At 70.1% G+C, this 23,996-nt stretch carries 28 protein-coding genes; 13 read left to right on the plus strand and 15 right to left on the minus strand.

What is annotated here, in order from left to right:
* Window positions 1-10 precede the first annotated feature (10 nt).
* From AAY78_RS05910 to AAY78_RS05975, 14 genes are all read right to left on the minus strand, one after another.
* Window positions 11-1,456, minus strand: a complete 1,446-nt coding sequence (locus tag AAY78_RS05910) for a flagellar hook-length control protein FliK (protein WP_046747391.1) — start codon at window positions 1,454-1,456, stop codon at window positions 11-13.
* Window positions 1,453-1,884 carry a hypothetical protein gene (locus tag AAY78_RS05915; RefSeq protein ID WP_046747392.1) on the minus strand — a complete coding sequence of 144 codons (432 nt, stop codon included), beginning with the start codon at window positions 1,882-1,884 and terminating at the stop codon, window positions 1,453-1,455. Before AAY78_RS05915 ends, AAY78_RS05910 begins: the two co-directional genes overlap by 4 nt.
* The gene (locus AAY78_RS05920; protein WP_046747393.1) at window positions 1,881-3,176 is read right to left on the minus strand and encodes a FliI/YscN family ATPase; all 1,296 of its coding nucleotides are present in this window, start codon (window positions 3,174-3,176) and stop codon (window positions 1,881-1,883) included. The genes AAY78_RS05915 and AAY78_RS05920 overlap by 4 nt, the downstream gene beginning before the upstream one ends.
* A complete protein-coding gene (locus AAY78_RS05925) occupies window positions 3,173-3,778 on the minus strand; it encodes a FliH/SctL family protein (protein ID WP_082108585.1) in 606 nt (201 codons plus the stop codon). Before AAY78_RS05925 ends, AAY78_RS05920 begins: the two co-directional genes overlap by 4 nt.
* On the minus strand, window positions 3,768-4,772 hold the full coding sequence (fliG, locus tag AAY78_RS05930; protein WP_046747395.1) for a flagellar motor switch protein FliG: 1,005 nt from the start codon (window positions 4,770-4,772) through the stop codon (window positions 3,768-3,770). The genes AAY78_RS05925 and fliG overlap by 11 nt, the downstream gene beginning before the upstream one ends.
* The gene (fliF, locus tag AAY78_RS05935; RefSeq protein ID WP_046747396.1) at window positions 4,769-6,391 is read right to left on the minus strand and encodes a flagellar basal-body MS-ring/collar protein FliF; all 1,623 of its coding nucleotides are present in this window, start codon (window positions 6,389-6,391) and stop codon (window positions 4,769-4,771) included. The genes fliG and fliF overlap by 4 nt, the downstream gene beginning before the upstream one ends.
* Complete coding sequence (gene fliE, locus AAY78_RS05940) at window positions 6,391-6,696, minus strand: flagellar hook-basal body complex protein FliE (protein ID WP_046747397.1); 306 nt, start codon at window positions 6,694-6,696, stop codon at window positions 6,391-6,393. Before fliE ends, fliF begins: the two co-directional genes overlap by 1 nt.
* Entirely contained in the window at window positions 6,696-7,088 is a 393-nt protein-coding gene (locus AAY78_RS05945) for a flagellar basal body rod protein FlgC (protein ID WP_021198933.1), read from the minus strand. Before AAY78_RS05945 ends, fliE begins: the two co-directional genes overlap by 1 nt.
* Window positions 7,085-7,426, minus strand: coding sequence for a flagellar basal body rod protein FlgB (locus tag AAY78_RS05950; RefSeq protein ID WP_046747398.1), 342 nt, complete (start codon window positions 7,424-7,426; stop codon window positions 7,085-7,087). Before AAY78_RS05950 ends, AAY78_RS05945 begins: the two co-directional genes overlap by 4 nt.
* Window positions 7,427-7,539: 113 nt before the next feature.
* Window positions 7,540-7,836, minus strand: a complete 297-nt coding sequence (locus AAY78_RS05955; protein ID WP_046747399.1) for a hypothetical protein — start codon at window positions 7,834-7,836, stop codon at window positions 7,540-7,542.
* Window positions 7,833-8,219, minus strand: a complete 387-nt coding sequence (gene fliS, locus AAY78_RS05960; protein ID WP_046747400.1) for a flagellar export chaperone FliS — start codon at window positions 8,217-8,219, stop codon at window positions 7,833-7,835. Before fliS ends, AAY78_RS05955 begins: the two co-directional genes overlap by 4 nt.
* Window positions 8,220-8,221: 2 nt before the next feature.
* On the minus strand, window positions 8,222-9,610 hold the full coding sequence (fliD, locus tag AAY78_RS05965; protein ID WP_046747401.1) for a flagellar filament capping protein FliD: 1,389 nt from the start codon (window positions 9,608-9,610) through the stop codon (window positions 8,222-8,224).
* A 69-nt stretch (window positions 9,611-9,679) separates the two neighbouring features.
* Window positions 9,680-10,510, minus strand: coding sequence for a flagellin N-terminal helical domain-containing protein (locus AAY78_RS05970; RefSeq protein WP_046747402.1), 831 nt, complete (start codon window positions 10,508-10,510; stop codon window positions 9,680-9,682).
* Between the two features lie 109 nt (window positions 10,511-10,619).
* The gene (locus AAY78_RS05975; protein WP_046747403.1) at window positions 10,620-11,420 is read right to left on the minus strand and encodes a sigma-70 family RNA polymerase sigma factor; all 801 of its coding nucleotides are present in this window, start codon (window positions 11,418-11,420) and stop codon (window positions 10,620-10,622) included.
* A gap of 196 nt (window positions 11,421-11,616) precedes the next feature.
* On the opposite strand from AAY78_RS05975, the gene flgN reads away from it, so the two are divergent.
* The 10 genes from flgN to AAY78_RS19875 are packed head-to-tail and all read left to right on the plus strand — an operon-like array spanning window position 11,617 to window position 19,785.
* Complete coding sequence (gene flgN / locus AAY78_RS05980) at window positions 11,617-12,099, plus strand: flagellar export chaperone FlgN (protein ID WP_046747404.1); 483 nt, start codon at window positions 11,617-11,619, stop codon at window positions 12,097-12,099.
* Window positions 12,100-12,112: 13 nt separating this feature from the next.
* A complete protein-coding gene (flgK, locus tag AAY78_RS05985; RefSeq protein ID WP_046747405.1) occupies window positions 12,113-13,522 on the plus strand; it encodes a flagellar hook-associated protein FlgK in 1,410 nt (469 codons plus the stop codon).
* 13 nt (window positions 13,523-13,535) lie between these two features.
* Window positions 13,536-14,417 carry a flagellar hook-associated protein FlgL gene (gene flgL, locus AAY78_RS05990; RefSeq protein WP_046747406.1) on the plus strand — a complete coding sequence of 294 codons (882 nt, stop codon included), beginning with the start codon at window positions 13,536-13,538 and terminating at the stop codon, window positions 14,415-14,417.
* Window positions 14,414-14,785 (plus strand): flagellar assembly protein FliW, encoded by a 372-nt coding sequence (locus AAY78_RS05995; protein WP_046747407.1) that lies wholly within the window; start codon window positions 14,414-14,416, stop codon window positions 14,783-14,785. Before flgL ends, AAY78_RS05995 begins: the two co-directional genes overlap by 4 nt.
* Window positions 14,786-14,845: 60 nt before the next feature.
* On the plus strand, window positions 14,846-15,484 hold the full coding sequence (gene tsaB / locus AAY78_RS06000) for a tRNA (adenosine(37)-N6)-threonylcarbamoyltransferase complex dimerization subunit type 1 TsaB (protein ID WP_046747408.1): 639 nt from the start codon (window positions 14,846-14,848) through the stop codon (window positions 15,482-15,484).
* Entirely contained in the window at window positions 15,481-15,969 is a 489-nt protein-coding gene (rimI, locus tag AAY78_RS06005) for a ribosomal protein S18-alanine N-acetyltransferase (RefSeq protein ID WP_046747409.1), read from the plus strand. The genes tsaB and rimI overlap by 4 nt, the downstream gene beginning before the upstream one ends.
* Entirely contained in the window at window positions 15,966-17,033 is a 1,068-nt protein-coding gene (tsaD, locus tag AAY78_RS06010; protein WP_046747410.1) for a tRNA (adenosine(37)-N6)-threonylcarbamoyltransferase complex transferase subunit TsaD, read from the plus strand. The genes rimI and tsaD overlap by 4 nt, the downstream gene beginning before the upstream one ends.
* The gene (locus AAY78_RS06015) at window positions 17,030-17,521 is read left to right on the plus strand and encodes a hypothetical protein (protein WP_046747411.1); all 492 of its coding nucleotides are present in this window, start codon (window positions 17,030-17,032) and stop codon (window positions 17,519-17,521) included. Before tsaD ends, AAY78_RS06015 begins: the two co-directional genes overlap by 4 nt.
* A gap of 4 nt (window positions 17,522-17,525) precedes the next feature.
* Complete coding sequence (locus AAY78_RS06020) at window positions 17,526-18,629, plus strand: hypothetical protein (RefSeq protein ID WP_046747412.1); 1,104 nt, start codon at window positions 17,526-17,528, stop codon at window positions 18,627-18,629.
* Window positions 18,613-19,785 (plus strand): hypothetical protein, encoded by a 1,173-nt coding sequence (locus AAY78_RS19875; RefSeq protein WP_046747413.1) that lies wholly within the window; start codon window positions 18,613-18,615, stop codon window positions 19,783-19,785. The genes AAY78_RS06020 and AAY78_RS19875 overlap by 17 nt, the downstream gene beginning before the upstream one ends.
* A gap of 7 nt (window positions 19,786-19,792) precedes the next feature.
* Here AAY78_RS19875 and AAY78_RS06030 read toward each other — a convergent pair whose 3' ends face one another.
* A complete protein-coding gene (locus tag AAY78_RS06030; RefSeq protein ID WP_046747414.1) occupies window positions 19,793-20,998 on the minus strand; it encodes a class I SAM-dependent methyltransferase in 1,206 nt (401 codons plus the stop codon).
* A 158-nt stretch (window positions 20,999-21,156) separates the two neighbouring features.
* Here AAY78_RS06030 and groES point away from each other — a divergent pair, with 158 nt between their 5' ends.
* The 3 genes from groES (at window position 21,157) to AAY78_RS06045 (ending at window position 23,966) form a co-directional block, all read left to right on the plus strand.
* Complete coding sequence (groES, locus tag AAY78_RS06035; RefSeq protein ID WP_017203655.1) at window positions 21,157-21,453, plus strand: co-chaperone GroES; 297 nt, start codon at window positions 21,157-21,159, stop codon at window positions 21,451-21,453.
* A 182-nt stretch (window positions 21,454-21,635) separates the two neighbouring features.
* Window positions 21,636-22,565, plus strand: a complete 930-nt coding sequence (gene rarD / locus AAY78_RS06040; RefSeq protein ID WP_046747415.1) for an EamA family transporter RarD — start codon at window positions 21,636-21,638, stop codon at window positions 22,563-22,565.
* A 144-nt stretch (window positions 22,566-22,709) separates the two neighbouring features.
* On the plus strand, window positions 22,710-23,966 hold the full coding sequence (locus tag AAY78_RS06045; RefSeq protein ID WP_046747416.1) for an ABC transporter substrate-binding protein: 1,257 nt from the start codon (window positions 22,710-22,712) through the stop codon (window positions 23,964-23,966).
* The last annotated feature ends 30 nt before the right edge of the window (window positions 23,967-23,996 follow it).

The following is a 23,996-nucleotide window of genomic DNA, read 5'->3' on the forward strand; positions in this document are numbered from 1 at the left end:
TCCTCTCGGATCAGGCGAAGATGTCGATGCCGCCGTGCGGCGAAGTCAGCGGGGAAGTCGGATCGACGGATAAAGGGTGATCCGCGGAAGGTGAGCCTCCCGGCACTGCGGTTCCGGTCGTCCCGTCACGGCCGTTCGGTGTTCCCGGTCCCGCCCGACCCTGGTCCGCACCCGCGGTGTGCGAAGACCCACCGGCTGCACCGCCGCCGCCGGAGCTCTGCGGGTTCGAAGCGGCGGGTCCGTCGTCCGAGGTCGACAGCAGGAGGGACGCATGGGGTGCCGCGGCGGCGAGGTCGCGACGGAGGTCGACGAGGATCGCGCGCAGCGCCTCCCTGCCGAGGTCGTTCGGCGCGTGCAGCTCGATGTGGATCGCGCCCCCGGAGATGTGGGCGCGCACCGTCACGGGACCGAGGTTCTCGGGCGACACGGTGAGCGTGAGGCTGTGGTCGCCGTCCGGTGCCTGCGCGAGCGAGACGATGGGGGTCGTGATCTGGGTGAACAGCGCGGGACGGGCCGTCGCGACGACGCTCGGAGCCGTCGCAGTGGACACGGGCGTCGCGGGGGTCGTGCCCCCGATCGCCGGAGTCGCGGTGGACGCGTCGCCGGTGGCATGGGGGACCGAATGCGCCGGGGTCGCCGACGGGCCGGTCGGCGCGACCGGGGCCGTGGACTCCGACACCGGATCCGACGGGACGATCGTCTGATCCTCTGCGCCCGCTGCTCCGCGGGCATCTGCTGCGGTGCTCCCGCCGGCGGGGAGGGCCGCGGTGGTCGAGAGCGCTGACGCGGCAGTGCCGGCGTTCCCCGCGCTGGAAGTCGATGTCGAAGCCGAGGTCGAGGTCGAGGTCGAGGTCGAGGTCGAGCTGAGCGCATCCGTCTCCGGAGCAGCCACCGTCGTCGCATCCGCCGACATCCTCATGGCCGCCGGTCCGCTGAGCGGCGGTGACGGCAATGCACCGCCGGTCGCGAGACCTGAGGCGGCGGCGACCGATCCCGCGGGGGACGGTGGCGACCCGATCTCGATCACGCCCGCTGCCCCTTCGCCCACGGCAGTGCCGCCGGACGCACCCGTCGAAGCGGCGCCTCCCGGGGCGTGAGCCGTCGGCGGTGTCCCCGTCGGAGCTCCGACGCCGAGCAGGGTCTCCTCCACGGGCGGAGCCGGGCTGGTCGGCACGGGGGTGGGCAGGGCGACGCTGGGCGGAATCGGACCGGATGGCACGGGTGAGGCCGTGGGGTCGGACGGCGCGGGGTGAACTGTCGCGAGATCGGGGGAAGAGTCGTCGGCGGGTGCGCTCGCCGACGTGTCAGCCGCCCGATCGTCGGTGGCACGCGAGGCATCGATGATGACATCGGCGAAGGCCACGGCTCCGGGGGTGGGCTGACGGGCGTCGGTGGGCGATCCCGCAGCACGGTTCATCCGCGGGGTGAGCATGTCGACGATGCCGAGAGACGTCATGCGTGGTCCTCCGTGGTCGTGCTGCTCGTGCGCGAACCGATCTCGTCGAGCTCCGTCTGCTCGGCGTGCAGCTCCGCGGTCCGCATCCGGAGGGCGTGCGCTTCGGCGAGCCGGTCGAGTCCGCGCATCGCCCTCCGCGCTTCGGCGTGCTCTGTCCTCGCCTCGTCCACCGTCCGCTTCTGCAGTTCGGACAGGGTCGTCAGGTCGACCAGCAGGGTCCGGCCGGCGACGCGAGCTGCCGCGAGCGCGGCGAGGGAGCGGACGTCGACGGCTTCGCTTCCGACCGCGGACAGGTGCGCGCGGAGGGATCGATCGCGCGCCTCCGTGTGCTGCGCGTCGATCACGGCGCGCGAGAGGCGCTGGGCCGCTGCGCGTTCCTGGATCTCCCTGACCCGCAGCAGACCGGCGAGCGAGAACGACCGCTTCATGACACTCCTCCGAACGATGCCACGAGGTCGTCCAGGCGACGCCAGGAATCCTCGATCTCACAGGTCTCGTCGAGGGGCTGCGTGAGGAACGCGCTGATCTCCTTCTCATGGGCGATCGCGGCGTCGATGCGGGCATCCGCTCCGGCTTGATATGCACCGATGTCGATGAGGTCGTTGGCGCGTCGGCGGGCGGCCAGCACGGCGCGGAGCGTCGCGGCGTGCGCCCGGCGCTCGGGGGTCGTGACCTTGCCGGCGACACGCGACACCGATCCGAGCACGTCGATCGCGGGGTGGTGGCCTGACAGTGCGAGCGCCCGGTCGAGCACGACATGGCCGTCGAGGATCGACCGCACCGTGTCGGCGATCGGCTCGTTGTGGTCGTCGCCGTCGACGAGCACCGTGTAGATGCCGGTGATGGAACCGCGCGTGTCCGTGCCTGCCCGCTCGAGCAGACCGGCGAGGAGGGAGAACGTGGAGGGCGGGTATCCGCGGGTGGCCGGAGGCTCCCCGGCCGAGAGCCCGATCTCGCGCTGCGCCATGGCGACGCGCGTGAGCGAGTCCATCATGAGGATGGCGTGTGCGCCGTCGTCGCGGAAGGCCTCGGCGATCCTGGTGGCGGTGTACGCGGCGCGGATGCGGGCCATGGCAGGTTGGTCCGAGGTCGAGACCACCACGACGGAGCGGGCGAGTCCTTCCGGCCCGAGGTCGTCTTCGATGAACTCGCGCACCTCGCGTCCGCGCTCGCCGACCAGCGCGATCACGGTGACCTCTGCTTCGGTGCCGCGCGCGATCATCGACAGCAGCGACGACTTCCCCACACCGGAACCCGCGAAGAGTCCGACGCGCTGACCGCGTCCGACGCTGACGAGTGTGTCGAGCGTCCGTACGCCGAGCGGAAGGGGCGAGTCGATCCGGTCGCGGCCCATGATGGAGGGCGGAGCATGGTCGAGGCTCACCGGCACAGCACCGGTCAGCGGACCCTTCCCGTCGATCGGGCGGCCCAGACCGTCGAGGACGCGTCCGAGGAGCGCTGCTCCTGTCGGCACCCGCAGTGCTCCTCCGCGAGCGCGCACAGGGGCTCCCACCGTGAGGCCGGCGACAGGGGCGAGTGGCATGCAGCGCAGTCCGCCCTCGCTGATCGCGACGACCTCGGCATCGACACCGTCCAGCGTCACGACGTCGCCGACGGCCCCGTCGAGGCCACGCACCTGCACGCTGAGGCCGCGCACCTGGGAGACCTCGCCGATGCGCTCGGGTCGAACCGCCTCGCGCACCGCGCCCCAGACGCTCACGGGGCGTGCTCCGCGAGGGCGCGACGGGCGCGCTCGAGCGCGCTTCCGATCCGGGCGTCGATGTGGCCGTGAGCCAGGGTGGCGACGGCATCTCCCCGGTGGAGCGCGTGGTCGGCGACGAGGGCGATGTCGCTCGGCTCCGCGGCGGACGTCTGCAGGGTCGCGAGGTCGTCCGGGTTCAGGCGCACCTCGCGGATCGCTTCGGGGCCCGCGCCGGTCATCGCGCGTCGGAGGGCGGCGGCCGCGGCCGCGCCCGGCCCGGAGAGCTCCGCGACCAGGATCAGTTCCGCGAGCTCGATCGCGCAGCGCAGCACCTGGTCCTCACCGGCGGCGGTGAGCTCCCGTTCCCGGTCTCCCAGGGACCGCGCTGCGGCGTGGAGCGCGGCGACCGCGGTCTCGATCCGCTGCGCCTCGGTCGCCTCGCTCGCTGCCCGCGCCTCGTCCGCCGCGCGCTGCTCCGACTCGGCCTCCGCGCGGCCGGCGCGGAACCCCTCCGCATGCCCGTCGGCGTAGCCGCGCGTGCGGGCGATCGCGTACTGCTCGCCGTTCTCGCGGCCGTCGAGACGCGGGAACAGCACCGGTGCGAAGGCCTCAGTAGACATACTCGTCCTCGTCGGCGCGCTGCACGGTGATGTCGCCGGCGGCCTCGAGTGCGCGGATCGTGCGCACGATCTCCGCTCTGGCCTCCTCGACCTGCGAGACGCGCACGGGGCCGAGCGTGCGGGCCTCCTCGTCGAGGTTCTCCCTGTTGCGCTCGGAGACGTTGCGACGGATGAGGTCGGCGATGGGCTGGTGCGCGCCCTTGAGAGCCAGGGCGAGCGAGCGGATGTCCATGCCTCGCAGCACGCGCTGGGTGTCGCGGTCGTCCAGCTTGACGATGTCGGCGAACGTGAACATGCGCGAGCGGATGTCCTCGGCCAACGCGCTGTCCCTGTCCTCGATGCTCGCCAGCAGCGCCTTCTCCACCGTGGCGCCGGAACGGGCGATGATCTCGACGAGGGGCTCGACGCCGCCGAGCACCTCAGGAGTGTCGCGCGCCGCGAAGGTGCCGGTCCGCGCCTTGAGGGCGTCCGCCACGATCGCGATCGCCTCCTGAGATGCGGTACCCATCGTCGCGATCGCGTGGGCGACGTCCGTGCGTGTGGGGTCGGGGAGCGTGGAGAGCACGGCGGCAGCACGGTCCGTGGGCAGATGGGCGAGCACCAGGGCGACGGTCTGAGGCAGTTCGCCGTCGAGCAGCGTCGCGAGTTGAGCCGGGTCTGCGGATCCGAGGAACTCGAAGGACGAGTTCATCGACGACGATCCGACTCTGCCCAGCACGGCGGCCGCGCGTTCGGCGCCGAACGTCGCCTCCAGGAGTCCCGCTGCGATGTCGCGCCCTCCGCGAGCGGGTGGCAGGTGGCCCGACGCGATGCGGTGGAACTGGCCGAGCGCCTGAGCGGTGGTCGCCGCGTCCAGGTTCTGCAGGTCGATGATCTCGGCTGCGACGGCCTCGGCCTCCGCTTCGGACAGATGCTTCATCACCTCGATCGCCTGGGCGCGATCGAGGTTCATCAGGACGACGGCCGCTGTCTGCCGATCGGTCAGTCCGGTCATACCTGCTGCCTGTCGTCGATGAGGGTCCGCAGCAGTTCGGCCGTGCGCTTCGGGTCCTGCCGCGTGAGGGAGTCGATCTCCGCGCGCCGGCGCTCGAGGCTCACCTGCGCGGGCTCGGGGTCGGGCTCCGGCTCGGGGTCCGGCGTCGTCTCGAGGAACGCCAACGGCGTGGTCGGCGCCTGATCGATCGCGGCGGTCGCGCCCGCGTCGAGGGCGGAGAGCGCGGGCGGACGGGCGCCGAAGAGCTCCTCGAACTCGGTGTCGGCCCCGCGGCGTCGGCGCGCACGCATGATGAGTGCGGCGAGACCGGCGAGCAGCGGGATGGCGATGGCGGCTGCGATGATGACGGTGTTCAGCAGCGCGGCCTGGCGCTCGGCGCCCTCGGCATCCTTCGCCGCCTGGAGTGCCGCCTGCGCCGCCTCGGAACTGGTCTGGTTGAAGGCGACGAGCTCGACGGCGATCGAGTCGCCACGGTCGGTGTCGATCCCTGCGGCGGTCTCGACGAGGTCGCTCAGCTGCGCGGTGCTCAGGTCGCCGCCCGCACCGGCGTCGACGGCCACGGACACCGACTGCCGCAGCAGCGAGCCGGCGGGTGTCGAGGTGCTCTGCGTGCTCTTGTTGACCGCGTTGGTCTTCGAGGTCTCCGTCGACTCGGAGGTACCGTCGCCCCCGGCCGAGGGGACCGCGATGTTGTCGGGGCCCAGCACGCCGGCGTTCGAGCTCGAGCCGTTCTGCGTGTCGGTCCTGGTCTGCTCTGTCAACGGGGGCGCGCCCTCGGCGGGCGTGTAGGTCTCCTCGACGCGCTCGTTCACGGAGTGGTCGATCTCGGCGACCACGGTCACCTTGGCGTTGCCGGGGCCGACGACCGTGTCGAGCATCTGCTGCACGTTCGCGGTCACCCGTGCTTCGTAGTCGCTGGCCTGCTGGTCGATGCCGCCGGTCGTGCCGACGCCGGCGGCCGAGAGGGTCTGGCCGCTCTGATCCACCACGGCCACGTTCTCCGGCTTCATGCCGCTGACCGCGGCCGAGGTCAGATGCACGATCGCCTCGACCTGCTTCGGGGAGAGCGTCGAGTTGCCCGAGGTCTCCACGAACACGGAAGCCGTGGGGTCGACGGTCTCGGAGACGAACACGCTCTCCTCGGGGATGGCGAGCTGCACCGACGCGGCCGTCACGCCCTTGATCGAGGAGATGGTGGCGGCGAGCTCGCCCTCGATCGCGCGCTTGAAGGTCACCGACTGCTGGAACTCGCTCGTCGTGACGCCCATCTTGTCCAACAGCGAGTACCCGCCGGAGCTCGCGCCGGGAAGACCGGCGGACGCTGCGGCCAGGCGCTGGTCGTACACGTCCTTCTCGGGCACGAGCACCGTCGCTCCGCCGTCCGCCAGTTCGTACGGCACCGACGACGAGCGCAGCTGCTCGACCACGGCGTTCGCATCGGAGGCGCTCATGCCCGAGAACAGCGGGGTGTAGGTGGGGCGGGTGAGCCAGCTGGAGAGCGCGACGATCCCGAGGGCGAGCACGGCGACGCCGATGATCGCGATCGTGCGCTGCGCGAGCGAGAAGCCTGCGATCACGCGCCCGATCCGCTGGAACACGTTGGTGACGGCCTGGGGCATCAGGCTTGCATCCGCATGATCTCGTTGAACGCGTCGACGCCCTTGTTGCGCACGGCGGCTACGAGCTCGAGGGTGACGGCGGCCCTCGACGACGCGATCATCGCCGAGTGGATGTCATCGAGGTCTCCGGTCACCGCGGCGACCTTGAGCTTGTCCGACTCCGACTGCAGCGTGCGCAGCTCGTCGATGGCGCCGGTGACACTGTTCGCGAACGCCGTGTCGTCGGTGGCCTTCGCGGGCGCGACGGCGGGAGGGGCGAGCGTGAAACTCGAGGAGATGGCTTCGATGCCGGGGAGTGCGGCCATCAGCTGCGTCCGATCTGCAGGGCGGATTCGTAGGAGTTGCGGGCGCGGTCGACGATGGCGGCGCTTGCCTGGTAGCCGCGCTGCGCGAGGATCAGCTGGCTCATCTGGTCGCCGAGGTCGATGTCCGGATAGCGCACGTAGCCGTCTGCGTCTGCGAGCGGGTGGTCGGGCTGGTGCACCAGACGTCCCTGTGCACTGCCCTGGGCGGTGCCGGCGACGTACACGCCGGGGGACTGGTCGCTCGTCTGGGCGAGGATGTACCGTGCGCGGAATGCCGCACCGTTGCTGGGAGCGGCGGTGTTGATGTTGGCGATGTTGTCGCTGATGGCGTCGAGCCACTTGCGGTGCACGGTCAGGCCGGTGCCGGCGATGCCGATCGCGTCGAAGGTCATGAGGTCCTCATCGCGGTGCGCATCGATGTGAACGAGCCGTTCACGGCCTGCGTGGCGAACTGGTAGCGCAGCATCGTGTCGATGCTGGAAAGGGTCTCGGTATCGAGGTTGACGTTGTTGCCGTTGAGGCGCGTGGGCTCGAGCGAGGTGCCGACCGTCGCCCCGACCCGTCCATCACCCGCATCGATCGACCGGGCGAGAGCCTGCTCGAACTGCACGCGCTTGGCGTGATAGTTCGGGGTGTTGATGTTGGCGATGTTGTCGGAGATCGCGCGCTGGCGCTGCGCGAGGCCGTCGAGCGCGCTCGTCAGCGCGTTCATGGTCACAGAATCGAACACGAAACCGGCTCCCCGTGTGTGGGTGGTATGGCCGATCCATGGCCGAGAATTGCGAGCCATCCGTGCTCTCCCTGCTCTATCGGCAGGGTTCGGCGCGACGTTAGGAAGCGAGCTCACCCATCGACGTCGAGGTAGGCAGGCTCCTCCGGGCGACGGGTGCTGGGGATGCGGCTCACGGCGCCGAGATGCCGACGCATGCCGTCGAGATCGGAGCGGGCACGGTCCATCGCTGAGCGCTGGAGGTCGATCACCCACCGGGCGCGGTCAGCGAGCTCGGCGGGAAGCGGCGTGCTCGGCGGCGTCCACGGGGCGAGGTCGGCGTCGGCGGCGGCACCGGGGGCGGCGTCGAGGATCTGCTCGGCCTCCTGTTCGAGCCGGTCGAGCAGCGCGGTCCACTCCTCCCCGCTCACGCCCGCGCCTCGGCGACGGTGCGAGCGGCCTCGTGCCAGGCGTCACGCAGCGGCGCGACGATCTCGTGGCACGCGTGCGTGCGCTCCGGGTCGCGGCCGATGTTGGCGCCGATGAGCGTCTGCGACAGGAAGACGTACAGCGAACGCAGGCCGGCGCTGCCGTTCCAGTCGTCGGTCAGCGAGGACGACAGCTCGGAGACGATCGCCTGGGCGTGCTGCAGCTGGGCGTTCGCCTCGGTCCAGTCCTCTGCGCGCTGAGCGATCTCCCCGCGCTCGATGTCGAGCAGGAGACGGTCGTAGAGCATGGTCACCAGACGCTCGGGCGGCGCCGACAGCACGGCGTCGTCACGGTAGCGCTGCTGGGCGCGGAGCGCGGCGTTCATGCTCACTTCCCCGAGTTGGAGCTCGAGCCCGGAAGGGCGGCGATCTGCGAGGTCAGGTACGAGGATTGCGACTGCAGTTGCGAGAGCATCACCTCGAGGCGTGCGTAGGTGCGCTCGAGAGTGGTCTTGCGCTGCGCGAGGCGGACATCCCAGCGCTCCATCTGCTCGCCGAGTCCCTTGACCTCGCTCTCCTGGCCCGTGATCCGCGTGGTGAGAAGCCCCTCGTACTTGTCCGAGTACACCTTCGCGGTGTCCTGCACCCGCGAGGCGATGTCGGAGAACAGTCCTGCGACGGCATCCGGGTCCTTCGCGAGGGCTTCGGCGAACTTCTCCTCGTCGAAGCTCATCACGCCGTACATGTCGCTCGAGATGCCGATGGACGAAGGGGAGACGCCGTTCACGGGGTGCTGCACCGCATCGGCGAGGGCCGTGCGCAGTCCCCGGACCGCGCTGTCGCCGGTGAAGACGCCCAGAGTGGTCTTGTCGCCCTGCTTGGCGGCGATGGTCGCTTTCGAGCCGTTGTCGATGCGGGTCAGGATGTCCTTGACGGCGGCGATGAACTCGGCGGAGGCCTTGGTGCGAGCAGCGGTGTCGACGGCGACGCCGATGGTCACGGGCGCCGCCGAGGCCGCGGAGACGGTCACGTCCACCCCGTCGAACAGGTCGGTGAAGGTGTTGCTCGACGAGGTCAGCACCTGCTCCGCGCTGGTGCCGGCCCACAGGCGCACCTGGGCGTCGGCACCGACGTCGATGACGGCCGCTCCTGCTTCGGTGGAGATGTCGGAGGCGGTGCCGGCCGCTACCGCAGCGGTGTCTCCGCGGTAGGCGCGGAACTGGCCGGCCTCTCCCGAGTCCGCGGCCCGCAACTGCAGGCGGTGCATCGGGTTGCCGTCGGCGTCACGTCCGGCGGGGACGGCCGCGGCGACGATGCCGAAGCCTGCTTCGTTCACCGCGCGGGCGACGTCCTGCATCGACGTGGAGTCTGCGGTGACCTGCACGCGTTCGCCCTTGGCGTTCTCGAGGGTGATCACCGGTGGGTCGACGGGCCACCCGGCGGAGGCTGCGGAGACGATCGTGTGGTTCTTGGCGACCTTGTCGACGACGATGTCGGCCGAGAGCGGCGCGGCACCATCGCGGGTGGCGACGGTGACCGTCGGCGAGGAGGACGAGGTGGTGAAGCGGGCGAGTCCGTCGCGGGTCGCGGCCTTCTCGGCTGCCGTGGCGAGGTTCTGCACCGCCGTGTTCAGGGTGCGCAGCTGGGTGACGATGCCGTTCTTGTCATCCATCTTCGCCTTGAGCAGTGAACGGGGGATGGAGGCGACATCCATCAGCGCCTTGATGACCTCGGTGGTCTTCAGGCCGGAGACGAGGCCGTCGAGCGAGAGGGACATGGTCGCCTTTCCTGTTGAGGAGCGGACAGGGTCCGGACGCCGGTGGGCGTCCGGACCCTATGACGTGGTTCAGCGCAGGAGCTGGAGCACGCCCTGGTTGGCCTGGTTGGCCTGTGCCAGCATCGCCGTACCTGCCTGGGACAGGATGTTCTTCGACGTGAACTTGACCATCTCGGACGCCATGTCGGTGTCGCGGATCCGGCTCTCGGCGGCGGAGAGGTTCTCCGCCGACACGTTGAGGCTGTTGATGGTCGACTCGAAGCGGTTCTGCAGCGCACCGTAGCCGGCGCGTGCGGTCGAGACCGCCTGGATCTGCGTGTCGATACCCGCCAGCGCGGCACCGTACGTCGCGGCGTCCGTCATGGTCGCCGCGAGCGTCTTGATGTCGGCACCGAGGGTGGCGAAGTCGGTCAGGGCGACCGAGATCTGGTCCTCGGCGGCGACGGAGCCCGCACCGACCTGGAACGTCAGCGTGTCGCCGCCCGAGAGCAGCTTGATGCCGTTGAAGTTCGTGCTGCCGGCGATCCGGGTGAGCTCATCACCGAGGGTGTTGATCTCCTTCTGGATCGCGTCGCGCGACTTCGTGTTGTTCGAGTCGTTCGCACCCTGAGCGGTCAGGTCGCGAACGCGCTGCAGGATCGAGTGGACCTCGGTCAGGGCGCCTTCAGCGGTCTGGATGACCGAGATGCCGTCCTGGGCGTTGCGTGCCGCGACGTTCAGGCCGTTGACCTGCGAACGCAGGCCCTCGGAGATCGCGAGGCCTGCAGCGTCGTCGGCCGCGCGGTTGATGCGGAAGCCGCTGGACAGCTTCTCGAGCGACTTCGACAGGTCGTTCTGCGTGTTGGACAGGTTGCGGTAGGCGTTGAGTGCCGACACGTTCGTGCTGATCTGCATACCCATAAGGGTTCTCCTCCGTGAATGGTGTTGTGCGGGAGACCATCCGTGGTCTCCCGGTCACACCTATCGGCGGAGGGTCCCGGCGCGTTAGCCGGGCCGGCGGGGAATCGGCTCAGGCAGTCGCCGATTCGCGGAAGACCCCGGCGATCCGGGAGCCGGCGGCGTCCGCGATCCTGGTGAAGTAGGCATCGCGGGCCGCGGGGGAGACCCGCGTCGTCGCTGCCGGCGTCGACCCCTCTGCGTAGTAGCGGTCCAGGGCGTCGCGCAGAAGCCGGATCGCTTCCGAGCGCTGCTGCGACACCGCGGAGTGCGTCACCCCGAGCTCCTCGGCGATCTCCTTGACGGGGCGTTCGTCGAAGTAGACCGCCTGCACGATCCGCCGCATGCGCTCCGGCAGGGCGATGACCGCCTGCTCGAGCACCTCGCGCCGTTCTCCCACCAGCGCCGATTCCTCGGGGAGGGGGATGTCGGCGGTGACGTCACGGGCGGCGGGGTCGTCGAGAGTGGTCAGCATCCTGGCGGCGTCGCCGAGTGCTTCGATCACGACGTCCTTTGCGACGCCCATCGCGGTGGCGACTTCGGCGACCGTCGCGGTGCGGCCGAGCCCGGCGGTCAGCGCCTCGCGGACGGCGACGGTCTCCTTGATGCGTTTGCGTATGCCGCGGGAGGCCCAGTCCATCGAGCGCATCTCGTCGGCGAAAGCGCCGAGGATGCGTCGGCGGGCGTAGGCCCCGAAGGGTACGCCGAGCTCCGGATCGAATGCTTCGGCGGCTGTCACGAGCGCGAGTGCTCCGACGGCCGCGAGCTCGTCGCGGGGGATGTGGGTGGCGCGGGCATGGGTCTCGGCGGCGAGGTATCCGACCAGGGGGAGGTTGCTCTCTATGAGCAGATTGCGCTCAGCGCGCGACGACATGGGGGATGATCCACCTCTCTGGATGCACTCCGAAAGATCCAAGGAGATGAACAGATGCACATATCACACGTTTTGTGATTTGTACATGGGGAGAACTATCCATCGCCGTTCCACATAGTAACGTTAGGCAGACGCTGGCCGATAGTGACCTTTGGCCGCGTTGTCAGGCGGGGCGATCACTGGGGAAAAGGGGATCATGGGAGCCAACGAACTATCGATACAGCTGTGGCGAGAGCGCGAGCTGCTCGAGATGCTGCTGTTCAAGCTCGATGAGCAGCAGCTGCTCCTCGCCGCCGGGCGATCCCAGTGGATCCAGTTTGCCGCACGGGAGATCGATCAGGTGCTCGATCGACTGCGCGGCGCAGGCCTCGCCCGCACCGTCGAGGTCGCCACCGTCGCCGAGGAGTGGGGAGCTCCCGAGGCGTCGACGATCCGCGAGCTGATCGAGCACGCGCCGGAAGGGGCATGGCAGGAGGTGTTCGCCGACCATCTGCGAGCGCTGTCGAAGCTCGCCGCCGAGGTCGAGCAGCTGCGCGACGCCAACGCCGAGCAGCTCAGCGGAGTGCTCCGCGCGACGCAGGAGACGATCGCCGCGCTCGGGCACGACACGGGCGAGTACACGACCAAGGGTGACCGCGCGCGCGACGACGCCGCGCGGATCATCGACACCGAGATGTGACCGAGAGGGGATCATGTCGACCTTCAGCGGATTGAACACGGCGGCCAGCGGACTGGCGGCTGCCCGACGCGGCATGGACGTGGTCGGGCAGAACATCGCCAATCAGAAGACGGAGGGGTACACGCGGCAGCGCGTGACCACCTCGGCCGTCGCGGCCATCGCGCAGACCGGACGGTTCAGCGTGGGCGCCCTCCCGGGGCACGGCGTCTCGATCGACGGCGTCGCACGCCTGGGTGACGCCCTTCTCGACGCCAGGGTGCGCGACGCCCTCGGCGCTTCGGGGTACTGGTCGACCAGGGCGGTGGCCGCGACCACGGTCGAGGCATCGCTGGCCGAGCCCACGGCGAACGGACTCGCCGCCCGGCTGTCCAAGTTCTGGTCCGGCTGGCAGGACCTCGCGAACACGCCGGACTCGGGGGCAGCGGCCTCGAGCATCCTGGAATCGGCGAAGGAGCTCGCCTCGCACATCGCCGGCGGGTACCGGAACGTCGCCACCCAGTGGAGCAATGCGCGCGACTCCGCCGACCGCACGGTCTCCCAGGTGAACGCCACCGCCGACCAGATCGCGGTCCTCAACGGAGAGATCCGCGATGCACTCGCTTCCGGCCGCTCGGCGAACGAGCTCATGGATCAGCGCAGCGTCCTCGCGCAGAACGTGGCCAGGATGTCCGGCGCGGCGGCGACCATCGAGAGCGACGGCACGATGACCGTGCGGCTGGGCGGTAACGCGCTGGTATCGGGTTCCGATTCACGCCACCTGGTGCTGACCGGGCCTGCCTCGATCGATTCGGGGCAGCGGTTCAGCCTCTCGTGGGCGTCTGCGCCCGATCTGCCCGTGTCGATCGACGGCGGCGAGCTCGGTGCCTCGCTGTCGGTGCTGGCCCCGGCCTCCGAAGGCGGCATGCTCGCCGGGCTCGCGGCGACGTACGACAAGGTCGCAACGACGCTGGCCGACGCCATGAACGCCCAGCACAGGGCAGGGGTGACCTCCACCGGCCAGGCCGGGGGAGACTTCTTCACCGTGCCGACGACGGGCTCCGCCGCACTGGGCCTGACCGTCGCCGTCGGCTCGGCCTCCGAGCTCGCGCTCGCGGCGCCCGGTGCCGGTGCCCTGGACGCGACCAACGCCGACCTGATCTCGCAGATCGGTCGGAGCGCTGGCTCCCCTGACGCCGTCTGGTCCGATCAGGTCACCCGGTTCGGGGTCGCGACCGCGGCCGACGTGCAGCGCGCGAAGCTCTCCGACTCCGCAGCGGTCGCCGCCGTCGGAGCCCAGCAGTCGGTCGCCGCTGTCGACGGCGACGAGGAGACCATCAGCCTGCTCACCTACCAGACCGCCTATCAGGCCGCCGCCCGTGTGATGACAGCGGTGGATGAGGCGCTCGACGTCCTGATCAACCGCACCGGCCTCGTCGGACGCTGAGCGAAGGAGCACCGTGATCTCTCGAGTGACGTCATCCGCCATGACGCAGACGGCCATGCGCCAGCTGCAGTCCAACCTCTCCGAGCTGGCGCGTCTGCAGGAGCAGGCGACATCCCAGCGTGCCTTCGCCGCACCGTCCGACGACCCGGCGGCCGCGGCCACGGCACTGGCGCTTCACGCCGAGCAGCGTCGCACCGAGCAGTATGCGCGCAACATCGACGACGGCCTCGCCTGGGTCACCGCTGCCGACACGGCCATCACGGCGAGCACCGCCCTGCTCGCGCGCGTGCGTGATCTGACGGCCCAGGGCGCGAACGACGGGGCGCTGGACGCGACGGCCAAGGAGGCGTTGGCGGTCGAGCTCGAAGGCATCCGCAAGGAGATGCTGTCCCAGGCGAACACGCGGCTGCTCGGCCGTTCCGTGTTCGCGGGCACGTCCGACACGGCCGCCTTCGCCGCCGACTACAGTCACAGCGGGGTGCCGGGAGCGGAAGTCACCCGTCGGGTCTCCGACGCCGCCTCGGTGCGCGTCGACACCGACGGCGCCGCGGTCTTCGGCACGGGAGACGACTCCGTCTTCGCGCTCGTGGACAAGATCGTGGCGGACCTCCGCTCCGGCACGAACGTCGGGCCCCGGCTCGGCGAGATCGACAGTCGACGCACCGCCATGCTCGGGGTGCAGGGCTCGGTGGGAACCAGGCAGTCCCAGATCGAACGCGCCAAGGAGGCGGCAGTGCAGAATTCCGTGTCCCTCGAGTCCCGCAGGACGGCGGTGGAGGACGTCGATTCGATCGAGGTGCTCGTGCGTCTGCAGGCGCAGGAGCTCGTGTACCGTTCGGCGCTCGCCGTCAACGCGCGTGTGCTGCAGCCGGCGCTCATGGACTTCCTGCGATGAGCGCCGTACTGACGTTCATCGCCCCGCCTCCGGGACTGGCTCCCCATGTGGACTTCGCACTCGCCCCCGTCGACGGGTCAGACGGGTTGTTCTCCCTGCGGGCGGTCGACGATGCGGAACTGCGCCTGTTCCTGGTCGATCCTCGGACGGTGCTGAGCGACTACGCGCCGACCCTCAGCGATGAGCAGGCGGACGGCCTCGCTCTCGGCTCTCCCGACGACGCGCTGGTGCTGGTGGTCGCCCACCCCTCGTCCGAGGGCGTGAGCGTGAACCTCCTCGCCCCCGTGATCGTGAACCAGACCACAGGAGCCGCCGCGCAGGTGATCCTGGAAGACCAGGACTACCCCCTGCGCGCGCCGCTCGGCTGACCCGGGGTGCGCGGCTCGGGTCGGCAGCCCTCCGCAGGGGACGGCGGCTAATCTGGAGTCGTGATCCTTGCCGTCGATACCTCCCTGGGCACTGCCGTCGCCCTCATCGATGCCGACGGGGAACGACGTGCCGAAGCGGCTGCCGTCGACCCGCTCGGCCATGCCGAGGTCATCGGAGACCTGCTCGTGCAAGTTCTCAGCGAGGCGGGCGATGCTTCCGGCGGGGCGGGCGACACGGAGATCACGCACGTGGTCACCGGCATGGGGCCGGGGCCGTTCACTGGCCTGCGCATCGGCATCGCCGCCGCGCGCGCCTTCGCCCTCGGCCGCGACCTCCCCGTCGTCCCCGTCCCCAGCCACGTCGCGGCAGCCCTCACCGCTCTCGACACCGAGACCGCACCCTTCGCGATCGTGACCGACGCGCGCCGACGCGAGGTCGCCATCACCGTGTTCGATGGTCTCGACGACGACGGCATCCCCGCTGTGGTCGCCGACACCGTGCTCGTCCGAGCGGCAGACGCGGATGCCCACCTCGACGGCATCCGCCGCATCGATGTGTCGACGCTGTCCGCGACGGACCTCGCACGGGTCGGCGCGCGGGCTCTCGCGGCCGGCCGCACGCTCGCCGGGGAGGAGCCCCTGTACATGCGGCACCCTGATGTGACGCTCCCCGGTGCCCCGAAGAAGGTGGGCACATGACCCTTCGAGACGCCACAGCAGATGACCTCGAGGCGATCATGGCGATCGAGAACAGGTCCTTCCCGACCGATGCCTGGAGCTCGGAGACCATGGTCGCCGAACTCGTCAGCCCGCACGGCCGGTATCTGGTCGACGAGCACGACGGCGAGGTCATCGGCTACGGCGGGGTACGGGCACTGCTCGGCAGCGCCGACGCCGACATCCAGACCATCGCACTGCTCGCCGAACATCGGGGACACGGGAGAGGACGCGCCCTGTTGCGCGCTCTGCTCGCCGCGGCGGCGGAGCGTGGTGCGCGAGAGGTCTTCCTGGAGGTCAGGGCCGACAACCCCTCCGCGGAGGGGTTGTACCGTGCCGAGGGCTTCGAGGAGATCGCCCGCCGCCCGCACTACTATCAGCCGGATGGCGTCGACGCGATCGTGATGCAAATGCACCTGCGGCACCATGCGACGCCCTCCGTGGCGGACGAGGAGGCGAAGGCATGAGCGAACCGCTGGTTCTGGGCATCGAGACGAGTTGCGACGAGACGGGCATCGGCATCGTGCGTGGGCGCACCCTGCTGTCCAACACCATCGCCTCGAGCATGGACGAGCACGCGCGCTACGGCGGCGTCGTTCCCGAGGTCGCCGCGCGGGCGCACCTCGAGGCGCTGCAGCCCTCGATCGACGCCGCGCTCGCCGAAGCGGGGGTGGGACTCGCCGACCTCGATGCCGTCGCGGTCACCAGCGGGCCAGGGCTCGCCGGCGCGCTGATGGTCGGTGTCGGCGCCGCGAAGGGCCTCGCCGTCTCGATCGACAAGCCCCTGTACGCGGTGAACCACCTGGTCGGGCACATCGCGGCCGACATCCTCACGGCCGACTCCGCGCCGCTCGAATACCCCACGATCGCCCTGCTCGTCTCGGGCGGGCACACCTCACTGCTGCACGTGCGAGACCTCACCACAGACGTCGAGCTGCTCGGGGAGACGATGGACGACGCCGCGGGCGAGGCCTTCGACAAGGTCGCCCGGCTGCTGTCGCTCCCGTACCCCGGAGGGCCGGAGATCGATCGGGCGGCGGCGACCGGCGACCCGCACGCGATCCGGTTCCCCCGCGGACTGTCGCGGGCCTCCGACCTGGCGAAGCACCGGTACGACTTCTCGTTCTCTGGGCTCAAGACGGCGGTCGCCCGCTGGGTCGAGCGCTGCGAGGCCGAGGGGATCGACGTGCCCGTCGCCGACGTAGCCGCGAGCTTCCGCGAGGCCGTCGTCGACGTGCTGGTCACGAAGGCCCTCGCCGCGTGCTCCGATCTCGGCGTCCCCCGCCTGCTGCTCGGGGGAGGGGTCGTCGCGAACCGACGGCTGCGCGATGTCGCGCTCGAGCGCGCGGACGCCGCTGGCGTCACCGTGCGCATCCCCCCGCTCTCGCTCTGCACCGACAACGGGGCGATGATCGCCGCACTCGCCGCCGAGCTCATCTCTTCCGGGCGTCCGCCGTCGACGCTCGCCTTCGGGGCGGATTCGACGCTTCCCGTGACGGAGATCCAGGTCGCGGAGGCGGTGCCCGCATGAGCGCCGCCCCCGGCGCTCCCGACGCGGAGCCGGCCCCGCCCCCGACGCCGGCGGCTCGCATCGAGCGCCCCAGCGACGAGGTGGAGCACCCCGCGGGAACCGCCCGCCTTCCCGGCGCGCGGCGCGACGGCTACACCCGCCTGCCCACGGGCCCGGTGGGCATCGAACCGGTCGTCGTGACGGGACCGGACATCGACGCCCCCGAGGAGACGGAGTGGGAGCCGTCCACCGGGACCGTGTCGATCGACGACACCCGACTGGCGCCGTGGGCGCTGGTGGCCGCGATCGTGGCGCTCGGAGCGTCGTTCTTCGTGGGGTGGGGGATTCCGGTCGCAGTGGTGGCGGTCATCGCGGCGATCATGTCATTGCGTCGCCCGGTCGAGAACCGTGCGATCGCGCGCTGGGCGCTCGTGCTCGGGCTCTGCGCGACCGTCTACAGCCTGGGCTGGCTGGTCTGGGCCGGCATGCAGTTCGAGCGGCTCGGCTGAACCGATGTCGGACGCGGCCGAGCTCGCCGAGCTGCGCTCACTGCAGGCGCGGGCGTACGGTCGCGATGCATCGCTCACCGCGGCCGAAGCGCTCAGACTGCGCGAACTGGAGCGGCGCCGTGCCGAGCCGACGCCCGCGGTCGCGGATCCGCCCGTCGGAGCTCCTGTCGCAGCCTCGACGCCGGAGACAGGGAACGAGGAGCCTCAGACAGAGGACCTGCCGGGTTCGACCGACGGCGATGTGACGACGACCGGCATGGACCCGGGAGACTCGGGCGGCTCCGGTCGGCCACCGCAGAGATCATGGCTGCGTACGCGCTGGCTTCCGCTCGCCGCTGCCGTCGCGACGCTGGTGCTGGTCGGCGTCGGGCTCGGATGGGTGCTGTCCGGCGGGTCCGGGTCCGCCACCGTCGCCCTGAGTCCGGAGCAGCAGGAGTGGCAGAGCTCCCTGCTCGCCAGCGGGAACTACGACCGGGGCTCGCTGCGCGCCCTCGCCGTCGAGGAAGGTGCGGTCATCTGGGTGGCGACGAAGAATGCCGCCGCGATCACCTGCCTGCTCGTGGCGACCTCGCCGTCTGCACTGCCCAGCTGCGAGCGCACCGAGACGGTGGGCAGGACGGGACTGTTCGGCGCGGTCACGCTCGAGTCGAAGGCGGACACCCGCCGCGAGCTCAACGTGCAGATGGTGTTCACGGCCTCCGGCGAGCCTGCCGTCGCCGCGAACGTGGCGGAGTTCGGACCGGGCACCACCAATGGGATGACGTGGGCGAATGCCGACGAGGCGGAGAAGGCCAAGCGCATCGCGGATCAGGGGTTCCAGATCAACTCGCTATGGGTGGTCGGCTATGACGGCGATGTGCCGGTGTGGACCGGAATGGAGCTCGACGGCTTCCAGACCTGCTTGATCTACGACGGCTCGGACGCGGCGTTCCCCCGGGTGTGCGCCGATGCGCTCACGATGCAGGAGCAGAGCGCCACCCTCGTGCTGAACGTGGTGGACGAGCCCAGCGGTGAGGTCGTCCGCCTGGAGCTTCCGACCGCCAGCAACGGGCACTCCGCTCTGATGATCACGCGCGAAGGAGGTGCTGACGGTGCTGCCGGAGAATGACGCCGACGAACTGCGACAGCTCCAGCGCCGCGCGTACGGCCGCGACGGCGCCGCGACCGAGGGGGAGCTGCGGCGGTTGCGTGAGCTGGAGGATGCACGGCGAGCGTCACCCGCCCCCTCGTCACCCGCCCCCTCGGCTCCCGCACCGGATGACGATTCCCGGCCAGCGTCGCCCGAACCCGCGGCTGACGTCGCCTCAGCGGCAGCGCCGGTCGTCGGTGAAGGGACCGAGCCGCCCCCCGATAGCGACGTGCCGCGCCGGCGGGAGATCCTCGCCCGGACGCTGCGTCGGCTCCCCGTGCTGGTGCCCGTCGTCTCCGTCCTGCTGCTGGCGGCCGGAGTGGGCATCGGCTGGGCGGTGTTCGCGCCGCCATCGCCGGAGGTCACGCTGACGGCGGTGCAGCAGGACCGCCGTGACGCGCTCGCCGCAGCCGACTTCGATCCCGGCTCGGTCGTGCCCCTCGCGCGAGAGGGGGATGCGCTGGCCTGGTACGCGACCCGTGAGGAGGCCGGCATCCGGTGCCTGATCCTCGACGTCGGCGCGCAGTCGCAGTCGACCTGCCTCCCGGTCGACAGCATCGGGCGCGGCCTGAGCGCGACGATCCCGGTCCCCATGGAGGACAGCGGTGACTCTCCTCGCGGAGTGGAGGCGGTGAGCGCCTCGATGCTCCTCTCGACGACGGGGGAGCCGATCGTCACCCTGGAACGCTGGCCGATGACGTCTTCTTCACCGTCGCAGTTCGCGGGTGCGGAGCGGTCACGCGCGGAGGAGCTGGCCGGCGAGGGGTTCGTCTCGTCCCTCGAGATCGTCGGTTCCTTCCGCACCTTGCCGGTGTGGACCGGGGACCGCGTGTCGGATCTGGGCACCGTCGAGAAGTGCCTCATCGTCGATGCGGTCGATGCGATGACCTGCGCCGCCTCCACCGCCGCCGTCGAGTCCGGTCTCGAAACGCGGATCGACCGCGTCGACGGCGGAGACGGTGCGCTCATCGGCACCTCGACTCTCGCGGCGAGGTTCACGAGGTGGCAGACGCCCTACCTCGTCATCACCGAGGCATCGCCGGGGAGGGGAGGCCCGGGCGAGATCGTCCGGGTCGAGGCCCCACCCGGTGACCCCATCGTGGTCGAACCGCCGGGCCGCGATCCGGACGGCTGAGCGGACGTCAGCTCGCCGCGGGCACCCGGTCGGCGAGGATCGCGCGGCGCTGGTCGCCGATACGGACGAGGATCAGCGTCGCCTCCTGGTCTCCGCGCAGCGTGAGCTTCTTCCGGAAGGCGGCGGGATCGACATCCACTCCGCGTTTCTTGATCTCCAGGCGTCCGACATCGTTCGCCTTGAGCGCGGCGTTGATCGCCTTGGGGCTCGCCGGAAGCGTCTCCCTGACGCGGAAGGACTGCACGAACGGACTGGTCAGGGCTGCGTCGGATGTCAGATAGGCGATGTGTTCGTCGAGCATGCCGGCGTCGAGACTGCGGGCGACCTCTCCGATCAGCCGCGCGCGGATCACCGCCCCGTCCGGCTCGTGCAGGAAGGCGCCGAGCTCGCGCACGGGCTCATCGGCGGTGTCGGCCGCAGCCATGAGCTCGTGCGAGCGCTCGCCGCGGATCACCAGTGCCGCGCGGCGCACTCCTTCTCGGGCGAGGGATCCGCTCCACACGACGAGTTCGACCACGCTGCCGTCGGCGCTCACCCACTGCGCCTCGGCATCGGCGGGCAGTGCGTCGCGGTCGTGGGCCGGTCCGAGCTTGATGCCGGTCGGGCGACGTGCGGCCACATCGAACGCCCAGTCCAGGGAGGGGGAGTAGTCGTCGGCGGAGACACGCCTGGTCTCGCTGTGCCCGGAGGTGCGTCTGGCCGGGTCCATCCAGACCGCGTCCCCGTCGTCCAGTCTGGAGAGGGCTTCCTCCGCCGTCTCGTGCCGCACCGCGGCGTCGTCGCCGAACGGCGCCAGGTTGTATGCCGCGATGGCGGAGGTGACCTCGTCGGCGTCGACGGCGTGCACTTGGAGTCCGGCTCCGGCGAAGGCGAGCGCATCGCCGCCGATACCGCAGCCGAGGTCGGCTACACGGGTGAAGCCCGACTGACGGATGCGCTGGGCGTGCCGTGCCGCGACACCGAGCCGCGTCGCCTGCTCGAGGCCGGCCTTGGTGAAGAGCATGCGGGCGGCGAAGGGGCCGAACTTCGTCGCTGCCCTCGACCGCAGGTGCGCCTGCCCGACGACGGCGGACACGAGGTCGGGGGAGTGGCCGGCCGCACGCAGCCGCGACACCGCTCGCGCGACCTCGGTGGTCGACTCGATGGGACCGGTCGTGTCGAGAAGCTCGAGACCTTCGGGGGTGAGCAGGGCGCGCAGCTCGGACATCTCCACGGTCTCAGCCTAATCGGCCGCGCCTCGAGTCGAACCGCGTCGCTCACTGGCACTCGCATTGCGTGAGTGCCAGCCGAGCGCCTAGACTGGATTAGCACTCTCGGGTTGAGAGTGCGAACAAGTCTTTCGTGTCAGCGTCAAGAAAGAAGAGGTAGACCGTGTCGGTTTCCATCAAGCCGCTCGAGGACCGCATCGTCATCAAGCAGGTCGAGGCCGAGCAGACCACCGCGAGTGGCCTGGTCATCCCCGACACCGCCAAGGAGAAGCCCCAGGAGGGCGAGGTCGTGGCGGTCGGCCCCGGCCGCATCGACGACAACGGCAACCGTGTTCCGCTCGACGTCGCCGTCGGCGACCGCGTGCTCTACAGCAAGTACGGTGGCACCGAGGTGAAGTTCGGCGCAGACGAGTTCCTCGTCCTGTCGGCTCGCGACGTCCTGGCGGTCGTCGTCCGCTGATCTGCTGAACCTGTTCCCCGCCTCTCATGAGGGGCAGGGTGAGGTCCTCGAAGGGGGCCCGGATGCGTCTCGCATCCGGGCCCCCTTCTGCGTCCGCCAGCGGGCATCCCTTTCCTGCCAAACTCCGCCGGGAGGCTCAGCCGTCGCGGTCCGTATCCTCGCCGCGGGCATAGGGTTGTGCGGTGACCCCACAGACGACCCGCGCCACGCAGACCGCCGGAGTCGCCTACGCCGGAGGGGCGTACCTCCTCTGGGGCGTGCTTCCCCTCTACTTCCTCCTCCTCGTTCCGACGGGTCCGTGGGAGGTCGTGGCCTGGCGGGTGCTGCTCTCCTTCGTCTTCTGCGTCCTGCTGCTCACCGTCACGCGCGGTTGGGTGGCCTTCGGCGTCATCATCCGCCAGCCGAAGCTGCTGGGGTTGACCGCGCTGGCGGGCCTGCTGATCTATGTGAACTGGCAGGTGTTCCTGATCGGAACGCTCAGCGGCAACGTCGTCGAGACGAGCCTGGGGTACTTCATCAACCCGATCACGACGGTGCTGCTGGGTGTCTTCGTGCTGAAGGAGCGCATCCGCCGATTGCAGTGGGCAGCCATCGCCATCGCGGCTATCGCCGTCATCGTGATCGTCGTCGCCTACCGGCAGTTCCCGTGGATCGCGCTGTCGCTGACCGCGTCCTTCGGCGTGTACGGGCTCATCAAGAAGAAGATCGGCCCTGCGGTCGATGCGATCAGCGGCCTGACTCTGGAGTCGTTCTGGCTGATCCCCATCGCGGTGGCGCAGCTGATCATCGTCGCGCTCACGTCGGGCATCACGATGGGCGCGAACGGGTGGGCGCACGCGTTGCTGCTGGCCTTCGCCGGTGTCGCCACGGCGGTTCCGCTGCTGCTCTTCGCCGCGGGAACCCGACGCATCAACCTCACGGTGATCGGCATGATCCAGTTCATCACCCCCGTCATGCAGTTCCTCATCGGGGTCCTGGTGCTGCACGAGCCGATGCCGGCCGAGCGCTGGGCCGGCTTCATCATCGTGTGGATCGCGATCGGCGTCTTCGTGGTCGACCTCCTGCTCGCCGCGCGACGAGGGCGCAGGATTCCACGGGTCGAAGCCGCCTGATCCCGAGGACCACGGGTCAGGGAACCCGGTCCCGGATCGTTAACGCACCGAGACACTTGCACCCCCTGCGCGCGATACTCACGCCCTAGTGTTAGAGCACCCGATTGTGGTCACATTCCACGTTCAGTTACGCAAGGGAGCATCATGAACGCATTGAAGGGCTCGCGAACCGCGAAGGTCTTCGCCGGGATCGCACTGGTCAGTGCATCCGCCATCGTCATCGCTGGTTGCAGCAGCACTCCGAGCGGGGAGAGCGGCGGCAGTGACAAGCCCGCAGCCGATCTGACGCTCAAGCTCGGCTCGCTGCTTCCGCAGACCGGCTCGCTGGCGTTCCTCGGCCCGCCCATGGAGTCGGGCGTCGGGCTGGCCGTCCAGGAGGTCAACGACGCGGCTGCCGGCATCACGATCGACCTGACGGCCGAAGACGAGGGCGACACCGACACCAAGGCCTACGAGACCTCGATCACCAAGCTGCAGGGCGCCGGCGTCTCCGCCATCGTCGGAGCTGCCGCATCCGGCGTCTCCAAGCTCATCCTCGACGGCAACGTCAGCGCCGGGATCCTCCAGATCTCCGCGTCGAACACCTCGCCCGACTTCACCACGTGGGATGACAACGGTCTGTACTTCCGCACCGCCCCCAGCGACCTGCTGCAGGGCGAGGTGCTCGGCAACCTCATCGCCGAGGACGGCGCGAAGACGCTCGGCATCATCTACCAGAACGACGCGTACGGCACGGGCCTCGACGCGGCGATCAAGGAGACCTTCGAGGGCACCGGCGGCGAGGTCGTCGCCGAGGCGTCGTTCAACGTCGGCGACGCGCAGTTCGACGCCCAGGTCGAGACGATCAAGGCGCAGAACCCCGACGCGGTCGCGATCGTGTCGTTCGACCAGTTCAAGACCATTGCGCCGCTGCTGGTGAACGCCGGCATCTCGGCCGACAAGTTCTACATGGTCGACGGCAACCTGTCCGACTACGGCTCGGAGATCCCGGTCTCGCTCGAGGGCGCGCAGGGAACCAAGGCCGGCCCCGCACTCGCCGACGACTTCACCTCGCGTCTGCAGGACTTCTGGACGGGCGAGGGCAACGCCGAGGTCAAGGACTTCACCTACGCGGCTGAGGCGTACGACGCCGTCATCCTCGTGGCGCTGGCCTCCCTGGCCGCTGGCTCGACGGACGGCGCGGACATCGCGGCCAAGATGCAGGAGGTGTCGGGCGGCTCCGGTGACGGCAAGAAGTGCACCAGCTTCGCCGACTGCGCCAAGATCATCAACGACGGCGGCACGGCCGACTACGACGGCTACTCCGGTGACGTCACGTTCGATGAGGCCGGCGACCCGCAGGGTGCGTCGATCGGCATCTACAAGTACGGTGCCGACAACATGATCACCCGCACCAACTGATCAGACGATCACACGACGAAGGCCCCGGAT

Origin of the sequence: Microbacterium sp. Ag1 (assembly GCF_001005635.1) — a bacterium.
In the GTDB taxonomy this organism is placed as follows: Bacteria; Actinomycetota; Actinomycetes; order Actinomycetales; family Microbacteriaceae; genus Microbacterium; species Microbacterium oxydans.